The sequence below is a fragment of the Flindersiella endophytica genome (assembly GCF_054779015.1).
In genome coordinates, this window is record NZ_BAAGYY010000006.1 from 156053 (window position 1) to 168375 (window position 12323).

Sequence of the window (12323 nt, forward strand, 5' to 3'; positions counted from 1 at the left end):
TCGCGCGTCAGGCGACCCCTTGGAATAGATCGTCTAGTTCCCGGCCCGATCGGTCTCGAAATTCGCGGCAGCTGCCGCCAGCCGGACTAAAGCGTGGCTAAAGCACAGAATCGCAAGGTAGTGGCGCCTGTATTCCGTCGTAGAACAGGGGCCGAAGATGACCTTGCGCGGCTTGGTGCGTCGTACCTGTCCGTCGGGTAGCTGGGAGACCGTCGCCTGGGTGCCCGAACGGAGTGCACGCCTTCCCGGGGTCCGGAAGTATCGCGGGCTCCGGCTCGACCTGGATCGTACGAACAGCTATCTCGTCGTACCGAGCGGCGTGGTGATGGTGATCACCTTGGAGGGCAGTGTCCGGCTCGGCGGCGTGCGGCCAGGCGCGGATCCCGGCCTGGACACCAGTGTGCCGCGGGCCGACATGATCGCCGGGCTGCACAGCAAGGCGCTGTCCGTGCAGCACGACCGCAACCTGCACGCGATCAGCGTCGTGCTGGACCCGTGGGCCGCGTACGGCTTGTTCAACCTGCCGATGAGCACGCTGGCCGACACCGTTGTGGGTACGTCCGACCTGCTCGGGCCCGGTGCGCCCGAACTGGTCAGCGCGCTGCGTTCGACACCGGGGTGGGGCGGGCGGTTCGAGCTGTTGGAGGCGTGGCTGGCTCAGGAACTGGCCGGCCGGCCGGCGTACGCGCCGCCCGTCGTACACGCGTGGCGGGAGCTGTCTCGTGCCGGAGGGGCGATCCCGGTGGAGGCGCTGGCGTCCCGCGTCGGCTGGTGCCGGCGCAACCTCGAACGCCGGTTCCGTGAGCAGGTCGGCCTGTCACCGAAGATGGCCGCGCGGATGCTGCGGCTGCGGCGGGCGTTCCGCCTGCTGCGGGGCGGGCACACGATCAACGAGGTCGCCTCGCGTTGCCGGTACTACGACCAGGCGCACTTCGTCAACGACTTCAAGTCGCTGGCCGGTCGTACGCCGGGAGAGTTCCTGTCCGGCTATCCGGCGGCGTCGGCGGCGCTGGTGGTGTGAGGGCGTCTAGCAGCGCGAGCATGGCGCGGTTGAGCGGAGTGTCGATGCCGTACGCGCCGGCCAGCCGGACGATCGTGCCGTAGATCGCGTCTGTCTCCAGCGGCTGGCCGGCCAGCCGGTCGTGCAGCATCGAGGTGCCGACTGCCGGGCCGAAGTATTCGAGATAGAGCCGCATCGCGACGTCGACGTCGGCCTCGCCCAGCCGGGCGCCCTCGGCGACGCCGACCCGGACCGCCTCGGTGAGCAGGCCGCGCGCCAGCCCGCCGATGGCCGGCTCCGCGAGCACTTCCATCCGGCGATCGGTCAACGTCGTGAGCGCGCTCGAGCCCACGTTGCCGAGCAGCTTGCGCCACCGCGCGGTGTGGAAGTCGGGCTCCTCGGCGACGGTCAGCCACTCACCGTCCAACAGCCCGGCGAACCGCTTGCCGAGCTCACCCGCGGGTACGACGAGCCGCCGCCCGTTCAGATGGAGCACCCGGCCGGGCTCGATCCGCTCCGCGCCGACGTACGCCAGCCCGGGCAGCACAGCGGCCGGCCCCGCGAACGGACCGACACGCGCCTCGTGGTCGACCCCGTTCTGGAGCACGACGACCACGGTGTCCTTGCCGGTCAACGCGCGCAGCCAGCCGGCAGCCGCGGGCGTCTGGTGCGCCTTGGTGGCCAGCACGACCCAGTCGACCGGCCCGACTGCTGCGGCTGCCGCCGGCTCGGTCAGCACCTCAGCATCGACGGCCTGCGCCGGGCCGTCCACGGACTCGACCAGCAGACGTTCGAAGGGCGTCCGCACGCACAACGTCACGGCATGCCCGCGCAAGGCAGCACCGGCAGCCACGAAGCCACCGATCGCACCCACTCCCACCACAGCGACTCGCATGAGGTCAGCATATGAGAAATATTGGACAGCGTCCAACAATGTCGGCTACCAGCGCCGTTACCTGGCTTCGACTCGTCGGTCGTCCTTCCCATAGCCTCCGGCCATGACTGCATCCGAGGAGCGGCCATCCCTGGCGGCACAGGTGCCCCAGTCGCCTGAGGAAGTGACCGGCGCGTGGATCGGCGCCTGTCTGGGACTTGACGGCGAGCGCGTGCGCTCGGTGCGCCTGGAGCGGATCGGGGCGGAGTACGGGCTGGTGGGCGTACTGCTGCGGGCCCGCCTGGACACCGGCGAAGCCGCCGCGGACACGTACTCCGTGGTCGTGAAGCTCTGGGGCTCCGAGCACGCCGGCGGGCTGCGGGAGGCGAGGTTCTTCGACGTCTTCGGTACCCGGTTGGGCGTCCGGGTCCCGCGATGTCTGCATGCCGTAGCCGACGAGGCAGCGGGCCGCGGAGCACTGGTGCTGGAGGACCTCGGCGATGTCGAGCAGGGCGACTGCCTGGACCCGATCACGGTGGGCACCGGAGTGCGGCTGGCTCGCTCGTTCGGCGCGCTGCACGGCACCTGGTGGGGTGACCCCGAACTCGCCGAGGTCGGCTGGCTGCCTGCGACTCCGTGGCTGTCCATGAGCAGGAGCTGGCTGCAGTCTCGCCGGAAGGAGTACGTCGAGCGGTTCGGCGGGCGCCTGACTCCGCCGTTCCGGCGGTTCCTGGACAGCCTGGACGAGATCTACGGTCGCGCCGTCGCCCGGCTTTCGACCGCGGCGCCAACCTTGCTGCACGATGACGTCCACCTGGACAACGTCGTGTTCGACCGGCGTACCGGTGAGCCGATCCTGCTGGACTGGGCGAGGGTGGCCATCGGACCCGGCGTCGTCGACCTTGCGGAGCTGCTGCTGGCAGCCACACCGCAGGCGGTCGACCCGATGCTGTCCGCGTACCGTGACGGGTTGCGCGCCCACGGAGTGCCTGAGACCGGCGTCGATTCCGTCAACAGCGACATCGCCGCCGCTGTCGTGGTGTGTCTCGTCCGGATGACCTGTGGGACCGCTCGATGGCAGCCGGCTTCGGAACGGGAGACCCACATCCTCGACGCGAACGTCGAGCGCGCCCAGGCCGCGTTCGAGCTCTGGCACAGCCGTGCTCCGCTCGACTTCGCCCACGGCTAGTTTCGGGGAGAAACCCCGGGAGGATGAAGCGGTGGAGCCGGAGGACTGCTTCGACATCATCGACCGCGAGCCGGTCGAGGGCGGCCACAGCACGACTGGCAAGGAAAAGCTCCGCATCGCCGTCATCGAGGACGGGCGGCGGCGGGAGCGGGTTGTGCTCCTGAAGCGGACCTCGCCCGCCGAGGTGGAAGTGCTCCAGGCCGTCAACCGCGTGCCTGGTGCGACAGCGCTTCCGCCGCTGCTCCGATCCGGGTGCGACGCCGGCGGGCACTGGATCGCCATCCCCTACTACGCCGGGCAGCCGGCGTCGAGCGAAGCGACCATACCGGCGAACGTGGCCGAGTCGCTGGCCGCGCTGCACGCACACTTCCTGGACTCCGGGCCGCTCGAGACGGCCACCGTCATCGACGCGGACTGGTGGAGGGCCGCCTGCGAGCAGCAGAAGCTCCAGCAGTTCGCCGACGCCGGCCGGCCGGCGCTGCAGCCCCTCGTCGACCGGGCTCGCAGCTGGTCGACGGACCCTGCCGCCCTCGACGCGCTCGCCGGGCTGCCCCGCACCCTGCTGCACGGTGACGTGCACCGCAACAACGTCGTCGTTAACGACGGCACCGGCCGGCTGGTCGACTGGGAGAGCGGGCTGTACGGCGTTCCACAGCTGGACCTGATCACGTTCGGCGGCCCTGGCAGCCCCGGCCACGAAAGCTACGCCGCGACCTGGCGGGCGCTCACCGGCCAGGACACGGCGGCACCGGAGTGGCGGCGCGGTTGGCTGGTGGCGACCGCGGGCGTCAAGCTGAAGTACCTCCCCCGCGGCGCTCGCGTCTCCGGCGACGACCACGCGCGACGCATGGTGGACGAAGCTGCTGCTGCTCTGACCGAATTACGATCGTCGGCATGACGGCGGCAGCGATCGTGTTCGATCTCGACGGGACGCTGGTCGACACGATGAGCTGGGTGCCCGGCACGTACGTCGACACGATCCGGGCGTTGGGCGGGCCGACGGTCACGCCCGGAGAGGTGCTCGCCTCGTTCAGCATCGGGCCCACCGCCGCCGTGCTGGAGCTCTTCCTGGCCAGGCCGATCGCCGAGGTCGATCTGCAGGTCTACCACGACCACTACACCGCCGCCGCGGCCACGACCCGGCCGTTTCCCGGCGTGGTCGAGATGCTCGAGACGCTGCACAGCGAAGGCATCGAGCTGGCCATCTTCACCGGCGCCCAGCAACGCGCCGCCACCCATCTGCTCGCGGCGACCGGGCTCGACCGCTGGTTCGGAACCGTCATCGGCGGGGACGACGCCGGCCAGGCCAAGCCGGCACCGGACGGCCTGCGTCTGGCCTGCGAACGCCTGGACGTCGAACCGGCGGACGCCGCGTACGTCGGAGACACCCTCGCCGATCTCCGATGCGCCGTGTCCGCCGGCTCGCTTCCCATCCATGCCGCATGGAGCGGAACGACCGTCCCCGCCACTGACGAGCACGCCGTCGCCCGGACGCCGAGCGACCTCCTCCACGTCGTCAGAGCACGTCTCGGCGGCGCAGCAGCACAGCGCCCAGTCCGGCGAACCCCACGAGGTACGCCAGCATGACCATCGTCGCCTGACCGGAGCCCACGAGCTCCGCGACACCAGGCGTGCCCTCGCTTCCGCCCAGCGCGGCGACCAGCGAGCCCGCGTTCGGGCCCGGCAGCCCTTTCTGCAGCTCGGCAACCCAGTCCAGCAACGGTGCCGCGATCCCCGCGAGCAGGTTCTGCACCGCGAGCATCCACACCAGGCCCAGCCCGATCGGCAACGCGACACCGCGGAACGCGATCGCCAGCAGCATGCCGAGCACCGCCCACATCGTCGCGATCAGCCAGCCGGCGCCGAGTCCGGCGACCAGGTCACCAACCGAAGGCCAGGCCATCGCCTGGTTCTCCGCCGACGCCACGGCGTAGCTCGCCAGCGCGCCGGCACCGAAGAACGACGCCACCATCACCAACGTCGACAGGCAGACGACGGCCAGCTTCCCCGCGTACACGGTCAACCGCGACGGCCCCTGGGTGAGCACGGTCTTCCACGTACCCCAGCCGTACTCCCCTCCGACCGCCAGAACGCCGATCACCAAGGCGATCGCGCCCGCGAAGACCGGCAGGCCCGCGATCGAGTTGCCCACGAGCTGGTCCGGCAGCATCGACGCCAGGCCGTCCTGCGCACCCGGTGCGCCATCGGCTTCTCCGGAGAGTCCCGCGTACGGAACGAGGTACGTGAACATCAGGCTCAGCACCAGCGCGACGACGAGCATCAGCCAGATCGCCGGCCGCCGCACCAGCTTGCTGAGCTCGGCCCGATAGCTACCCCACATGGTCTGCTTCCTCTCCGGTGAGTTCGAAGAACACCTGCTCCAGATCGCGTTCGCTCGTACGCAGCTCGCTGACCGCCAGCCCGGCCGTCACCAGCTCGGAGTTCAGCCAGGCCGCCTTGCCCGCTTCGAGATCGAGGGTGAGCCCACCGTCCTCGACGCGTACCTGGTCGGGACCGACGAGCGAGCCCGCCAGCCGGGCCGCCTGCTCCAGCGGTTCTGCGACCACGCGAAGCCGCGTGCTCCCCCGAAGCTCCGCGACCGTGCTCTGGGTGATCAGCCGCCCGCGCGAGATCACGCCCACGCGATCGCAGATCTGCTGCACCTCGCTCAGGAGGTGGCTCGAAACGACCACCGTGCAGCCATCGGAGCCGAGCCGCCGGATCAGCGCGCGCATGTCGACCATGCCGGCGGGATCGAGCCCGTTGGTCGGCTCGTCGAGGATCAGCAGCTTCGGATCCTTCAACAGGGCAGCGGCGACACCGAGCCGCTGCTTCATCCCGAGGGAGTACGTCGCGTACTTGTCGCCCGCCCGGTCGGTCAGGTCCACGATCTCGAGTACGGCCGGAACCCGCGCCGCGGGAACCCCGGCGTACTTCGCGAACACCTCGAGGTTCGTACGCCCGGAGAGGTACGGATAGAAGCCGGGGCCCTCGATCAGCGCACCGACGTTCGACAGGTGCCGCGCCCCCTTCCTCCCCTCCGCCGGCTCGCCGAACAGCCGGACGCTTCCAGATGTCGGCCGGACCAGTCCGAGCAACATCCGCAACGTCGTGGTCTTGCCGGCGCCGTTGGGCCCGAGGAAGCCGTAGACCTCCCCCGGCTCGACCGTGAGGTCCACCGAGTCGACGGCGACCAGGCGGCCGTACCGCTTGGTCAGATCGACTGTCTCAACTGGAAATGTCATGGCTTCAGCCTGCTGCGCCCGGCGGTCCCGCACATCCGCCGGCGGGCGACACCTCGTGTACGCGGCAGGGCGTACACGACGGGCCGACTTCGGACACGAAGTCGTTTCGGCAATGGCCGGTTGCCCCGGCGTTGACTACATTCCCGAGCAGGTGGCCGCGTCCAGGTAAGGGCACTGAGGGGCGCTGAGGGGCCGCTGAGGGGCACTGAAGGGGCGGGATGCAGATGACGTCGAGACGATCCTTTCTGACCGGTGCGATCGGGATCGGGGCAACCGCCGGGCTCACGGCGAACGCGACGGGAGCCGGCGCCGAGGCTCCGGCCGAGATCTGGGTGGCGCCGGACGGAGACCATCCGCGGCAACTACATCCACGACCTCGTGATCAACCACTACGACGACTCGCTCGTCTATCTGGACGAAGCCACCCGGAACTACCTCGTCGAGGACAACGTCCTGTGCAGCACACCGCAATGGTGGTTGAAGATCTGGACCTCCTCGATCCGCGACAACCAGGCGGTACGCAACTTCGTCGACCGGCCCGACGCGGTGTGGAACGACGGTGTCGACAACACCGTCGAGGACAACACGCTGCTCGACGCCGCGAACATCCCCGCCCGGGCGACCGCGGTCGCCCGGGAACGCCGGTGTCCGGCCTGCCTATCGCGACATCCTGCCCGGCGGGCTGTCGGCACCACCATCTGTGGGGGCGGTCTGCGATCCGCACTACGCCGGGCAGCCACCGCTCGGCCCCGCCATGGACGCCGTAGCCGGGTCGGGGCGTGCCTCGAAGCAAACCCATCGGAGGGGAACATGTTGCGCCGTACCTTCATCCAGGGCTCGGCAGCGCTCGCGCTGGCCGCGTCGACCGGGATGCTCATGACCGTGGCGAAAGCCAGGCAGGCGTTCGCCGCCACCCCTGGCGGCGCGGCCGAAGCAGTCATCCCCGAGCATCCACGCCTCCTGCTGCACGACTTCGATGCCGTCAAAACCCTTGTGGCGCAGGACTCCAGCGCCGCCGCGTGGTACGCCAAGGTCAGGGCCGACGCCGACACGATCCGGACGCTGCCGGTGTCGAAGTACGAGATCCCCGACGGCCTGCGGTTGCTGAGCACGAGCCGCGAGGTCGTGCGCCGCACGTACTCACTCGCGATGGCGCACGCGCTCGAAGGCGATCCGGCCTACGCCGAACGGCTCTGGCAGGAGCTCGACGCGGTCGCCGCGTTCCCCGACTGGAACAGCCAACGGCACTTCCTCGACACCGCGGAGATGACGCACGCGGTCGCGATCGGCTACGACTGGCTCTACCACACGTGGACGGAGGAGCAGCGCGCCGTTCTGCGGCAGGCGATCGTGACGTTCGGGCTGCGGCCGGGGCTGGCCGTCTACACCAGCGGATCCGGCTGGCACACGTGGGTCAACAACTGGAACATCGTCTGCAACGGCGGTCTCGCGCTGGGCGCGCTCGCCCTCGCGCAGGACGAGCCCGAGCTGTCGACGCAGATCCTCGACCACGCGCTCGAATCCGTACCGATCGCGATCGCGGAGTACGGCCCGGACGGCGGCTACCCCGAAGGGCTCGGCTCCTACTGGGGCTACGCGACGAAGTACCTCATACCGTTCGTCGAGTCGCTTTCGACCGCGACCGGTGACGACCACGGCTTCCCCGCGTCCCCAGGCCTGGACACGACCGGCCTGTTCCCGATCCACCTGACCGGCCCGGGCGGCGAGAACTTCAACTACTACGACGCGGGCGGTGGATCGCCGCAGCCACCGGAGATGTTCTGGCTGGCAAGGAGGTACGGCAACCCGGTGTTCGGCTGGTGGGGCAAGCTGGGCGCCGACAAGAACCCGGTCAGCTGGTTCCAGAGCCCGGCGGCGCTGCTGTGGTACGACCCGGACCTCGTACGGTCGCCCGTGCAGGCGGGCCTCGCACCCGACGCCTACTTCGGCCGCTGCGAGGTCGTGACCATGCGCAGCGGCTGGGAGAACCCCAGGGCCGTGTTCGCGGGCTTCAAGGGCGGCGACAACACCACCAACCACGGCAACCTCGACCTCGGCACGTTCGTCCTCGACGCGCTGGGCGTGCGCTGGGCGATCGAGCTCGGCGGCGACGACTACAACATGCCCGGCTATTTCAGCGGCGGCCCCGGCGGGCAGCGCTGGACGTACTACCGCAACCGCGGCGAGGGACAGAACACGCTGATCGCCAACCCTGGAACGGGCGACGACCAGGCCGTGCGATCGATCGGCACGATCACCGCGCACGCGTCCGGCCCGACGGCGGCGTACGCGATCGCCGACCTGACCGCGTCGAACCCGGTCTTCACGTCGTGGCGACGCGGTACGCGGCTGTTCGACAACCGCCAGCAGCTCGTCGTGCAGGACGAGATCACGGCGTCCGAACCCGCCGAGATCTGGTGGTTCCTCCACACGAGCGCCGTCGTCACGGTCGCCGCCGACGGGCGCAGCGCGATGCTCGAACGCAGCGGCCTGCAGCTGCTCGCCCGGATCACCTCGCCGGGCGACGCGGTGTTCTACAACGCCGGCGCGCGGCCGCTGTGGACCTCGCCCGATCCCGACGTACAGAACGACAACCTCGGCATCCGCAAGCTCGCGATCCGGCTGCGCGACGTCACGAGCACCCGGCTGACCGTCCAGCTGACGCCCGTTCGAGACGGGCAGGAGACGCCTGGTGCGGCGCCTGTGAACGCCTTGTCCGACTGGGATACAGGGCCTGCCAGCGTGGCGTTGCTGAAGTCGCTGGCCCTCGACGGCGAGCCGGTCGCGGGCTTCTCCCCCGCGACGTTCGTCTACGACAAGGTGCTGGCGCGCGGTGCGGGCAAGCCGCGGATGACGGCGGTGGCCGCGGATCCGCACGCCCGGGTCATCGTGCACAGGATCGACGAGCTGCCCGGGCCGGCGACGGTGGAGGTCGTCCAGTCTGGCAAGGCGCGCTCGCGTTACCAGGTGTTCCTCGGGCGGGAGGCGGGACCGGGCTGGTTCCCGACCCCGATCATCGCCAGCGCCGACGACGGGAACGTTCCGCAGAACACGATGGACGGCAACCTCGGCACGCGCTGGTCGGCCGACGGCGACGGGCAGTGGATCGGCTACGACCTGGGGTCCGACGGGCCGGTGTCGGGTGTGACGATCGCTTGGTACGAAGGCAAGACGCGGTCGTCGACGTTCGACATCGAGGTCGCCACGGCTTCCGGCGACTGGAAGCAGGTCTTCAGCGGCTCGAGCTCCGGGACGCTGGACACGCCGGAGGCGTACTCCTTCGAGGAACGGACGGCGCGCTACCTGCGGATTGTCGGGCACGGCAACAGTGCGAACTCCTGGAACAGCATCACCGAGGTGACGATCCCCGGGCGTTCGGTGCAGCTGCCGGAGACGTCGGTCCACCTGGAGACGGTCGCCGTCGACGTACCGGCGTCGGTGCCGATCGGCGGTACGACGCAGGTGGAGCTGGCCGCGACGATGAGCGACGGCAGCGCGGCGGACCTCTCGGCGTACGACGTCTCGTACGTCGCCACCGACCCGGCGGTCGCGACCATCGACGCCGACGGCACGCTCACGGCAGTCGCCGAGGGCTCGGTCACGGTCGCCGGCGTGGTGGTGACCGACGACTGGCGGCTGGTCTACGGCCGCAAGACCGTCGCGGTCGACGATCCGAACGTCCGGCGCTTCGCGGCAACGGCCGACACCTACGTCAACGACGGAGCCAACGCCGGCACGAACTACGGCACCTCGCAGACGCTGCTGGTGAAGACCGTCCGGCCGGAAGGCAGCGGCTTCACGCGGCAGGCGTACCTGCGCTTCGAGCCGCCGGCGGTCGGCGCACCGATCGCGTCGATCGGGCTCGATCTGTACGCGAGCGTGAACGACAGCGGCGGCACGGAGTCCGACATCGACGTGCAAGCCGTCGACGGAACGTTCGACGAACGGACGACGACCTGGAACACCCGGCCCGCGCTTGGTGCCGTACTCGGGACGACGCACGTGTCCGGCAGCGCGGCGGACTGGCGGACGGTCGACCTCACCGAGGCGCTGCGTTCGGCGGTCACCGCGGGGTCGGCGATCACGCTGGCGGTGGTGCAGAACCCGCCGGCGGGGCAGAACGGGCTGGCCGTCAACATCCGCAGCCGGGAGTCGGCGCAACCGCCACGGCTCGTCGTACGACTGGCGTAAAGCGACTGAAACCCACCTATACAAGGAGCCTGAGCACAAGACTGGCCACGCCGAGGGCGGCCATCGCCACCGGCGTGGGCAGGTGCTCCTGGTCGCCGGCGCGGATGTGAAAGCCGATCGCGACCAGGAAATAGCAGACGACACCGATCGCGGCTGCGACGCCGAGCGGTGCCCACCACAGGCCGAGAATCAGCCCGACCGCGCCGGCCAGCAGGATCGCGGCGAGGTAGGTGAGCTTGTCCTCCGGCACGCCGGCCCGGCGGTAGCTCTGCACGACGTCGACGGCGTGCGTGAGCTTGCGCAACGCCGCGAACGTGAGAAGCGCGGCGAGCAGAACCGTCACGATGACAGTGGCGACCAACATCGCTCCATCCTGAACCCTGCCGGCCACGCTCGTCAGCGAGTCGCCAGATATGCCGCGCCGATCGGCTTGCCCGGGTCGCTCTGCCACAGCAGAACGGTCGTCGGGCCCGGCAGGCGCAGCTTGTCCGGCAATCGATAGGTCTGCATGGGTACGTCACTGCGCACGACGCCGAGCCGCTGGCGCTCGAACTGCTGCCCGCGCTGGCCCGGCAGCAGCACGACCTCGACCTTCGCACCCTTCGGCGCTTCGTAGCGCAGCTGGCGCACCTCCAGCCAGAGCGCGCCGTCGCGGCGGATCAGCTGGGCTTCACCCGACGCCTGCCGCCCGACCACGCCGGCGAACGCTGCGGCCTTGCTCTGGCTCGCCGCCGGCTCCAGGGCACTGGAGTTCGTGGTGGGCATCGGCAGGCCCGCGGCGGTCTGGTCGGGCCGGGTCGACTGGCCCGACTGGTCGGACTGGGCGGACAGCGCGGACGGGGAGGCGCCCGGCCAAGCCGGCCACGCGGGCGTTCCGGCCGGCATCAGCACCAGGCCGAGCGCGACTGCCGGCGGCACCGCCGCCGCGCACCAGGCGGCCCAGCCCGAACCGATCAGCGCGCGGACGAGCACCAGGCCTGCGACGAGGACGGCGCCCACACCGATCATGGCGAGCGCGACGGGCGAGCCCACGACTCCGTCGAGCACGCCCGGACGCAGCAGCCAGGCCCCGAGCAGAATGAGTGCGGCCAGCAGCAAGGGTCCGCCGACCCGAAGCCAGGTCGCGGCTACCGCACCAAACCCGCGCTTGTCGCGATGCTTGGCGTGATGACTGAACACAGCTCCCCCTCTCCCGTCCCGCCCGATCGAAGCGTATCCCGACAGTTGACTACCCGTAGACAGATGGGCACTATGCGAGAGGGAATGCGGTTTCTTTCCCGATTCGCCGACTTGGCCCGGGCGCGGTGCCAGGATCGCGAAGCAGGGAGGCAACACATGAACCGCGTTGTTCACTTCGAGATCCACGCCGCCGACCTGGACCGGGCCGAGCGTTTCTACACCCAGGTGTTCGGCTGGTCGTTCCAGAGCTGGGGCGGGCCTCAGGCGTACCGCCTGATCACGACAGGACCGGAAGACCAGCTCGGCATCGACGGCGGCATGATCGCCCGCGACGGCGAGTCGCCGGTGCCCGGCCAGGCGACGAACGGCTTCACCTGCACGATCGAGGTCGAGGACATCGGTGCGACCGAGAAGGCGGTCGCGGACGCCGGCGGCACGCAGGTCTCCGACAGGAGTGCGGTGCCGGGTGTCGGGTGGCTGTCCTACTTCACCGACACCGAGGGCAACCGCTTCGGCGCCATGCAGGCCGACGAGTCCGCCGCCTAGGGCGTGTTTCGAAGTAAGGGAAGCCATTCGTTGATGGCGGTGATTTCGAGGATGGCTTGGTAGCGGGTGGAGAGTTTGTCGTAGCGGGTGGCTACGGCC

11 protein-coding genes are annotated in these 12323 nt (G+C 70.0%); 6 read left to right on the top strand and 5 right to left on the bottom strand.

The features are described from left to right. The first annotated feature begins 220 nt into the window (after positions 1-220). Positions 221-1021, top strand: a complete 801-nt coding sequence (locus tag ACYVF6_RS04355; protein ID WP_460515955.1) for a helix-turn-helix domain-containing protein — start codon at positions 221-223, stop codon at positions 1019-1021. Here the strand turns inward: ACYVF6_RS04355 and ACYVF6_RS04360 are convergent. Then, positions 945-1895 (bottom strand): 2-dehydropantoate 2-reductase, encoded by a 951-nt coding sequence (locus tag ACYVF6_RS04360; protein ID WP_460515956.1) that lies wholly within the window; start codon positions 1893-1895, stop codon positions 945-947. The two genes, ACYVF6_RS04355 and ACYVF6_RS04360, sit on opposite strands and share 77 nt — an antisense overlap. 103 nt (positions 1896-1998) lie before the next feature. On the opposite strand from ACYVF6_RS04360, the gene ACYVF6_RS04365 reads away from it, so the two are divergent. From ACYVF6_RS04365 to ACYVF6_RS04375, 3 genes are read left to right on the top strand one after another with little or no spacing between them, the layout of a single operon-like run. Beyond that, positions 1999-3063: a phosphotransferase family protein gene (locus ACYVF6_RS04365; protein ID WP_460515958.1), complete on the top strand. Its 1065-nt coding sequence runs from the start codon at positions 1999-2001 to the stop codon at positions 3061-3063. Positions 3064-3094: 31 nt separating this feature from the next. Next, entirely contained in the window at positions 3095-3961 is an 867-nt protein-coding gene (locus ACYVF6_RS04370) for a phosphotransferase (RefSeq protein ID WP_460515960.1), read from the top strand. Next, positions 3958-4650, top strand: coding sequence for an HAD family hydrolase (locus ACYVF6_RS04375; protein WP_460515962.1), 693 nt, complete (start codon positions 3958-3960; stop codon positions 4648-4650). The genes ACYVF6_RS04370 and ACYVF6_RS04375 overlap by 4 nt, the downstream gene beginning before the upstream one ends. On the opposite strand, the gene ACYVF6_RS04380 is transcribed toward ACYVF6_RS04375, so the two are convergent. Next, positions 4580-5404 (bottom strand): ABC transporter permease, encoded by an 825-nt coding sequence (locus ACYVF6_RS04380; RefSeq protein ID WP_460515964.1) that lies wholly within the window; start codon positions 5402-5404, stop codon positions 4580-4582. The genes ACYVF6_RS04375 and ACYVF6_RS04380 overlap by 71 nt on opposite strands. After that, the gene (locus ACYVF6_RS04385) at positions 5394-6308 is read right to left on the bottom strand and encodes an ABC transporter ATP-binding protein (protein WP_460515966.1); all 915 of its coding nucleotides are present in this window, start codon (positions 6306-6308) and stop codon (positions 5394-5396) included. Before ACYVF6_RS04385 ends, ACYVF6_RS04380 begins: the two co-directional genes overlap by 11 nt. 378 nt (positions 6309-6686) lie before the next feature. Between ACYVF6_RS04385 and ACYVF6_RS04390 the strand changes: the two genes are divergently transcribed. After that, positions 6687-10499, top strand: coding sequence for a CBM96 family carbohydrate-binding protein (locus ACYVF6_RS04390; protein WP_460515968.1), 3813 nt, complete (start codon positions 6687-6689; stop codon positions 10497-10499). A gap of 16 nt (positions 10500-10515) precedes the next feature. On the opposite strand, the gene ACYVF6_RS04395 is transcribed toward ACYVF6_RS04390, so the two are convergent. Both ACYVF6_RS04395 and ACYVF6_RS04400 read right to left on the bottom strand, forming a co-directional pair. Continuing rightward, positions 10516-10863 carry a DoxX family protein gene (locus tag ACYVF6_RS04395; RefSeq protein WP_460515970.1) on the bottom strand — a complete coding sequence of 116 codons (348 nt, stop codon included), beginning with the start codon at positions 10861-10863 and terminating at the stop codon, positions 10516-10518. A gap of 32 nt (positions 10864-10895) precedes the next feature. Next, positions 10896-11678, bottom strand: coding sequence for a hypothetical protein (locus ACYVF6_RS04400; protein ID WP_460515972.1), 783 nt, complete (start codon positions 11676-11678; stop codon positions 10896-10898). A gap of 156 nt (positions 11679-11834) precedes the next feature. On the opposite strand from ACYVF6_RS04400, the gene ACYVF6_RS04405 reads away from it, so the two are divergent. Then, complete coding sequence (locus ACYVF6_RS04405; RefSeq protein WP_460515973.1) at positions 11835-12224, top strand: VOC family protein; 390 nt, start codon at positions 11835-11837, stop codon at positions 12222-12224. Positions 12225-12323: the final 99 nt, after the last annotated feature.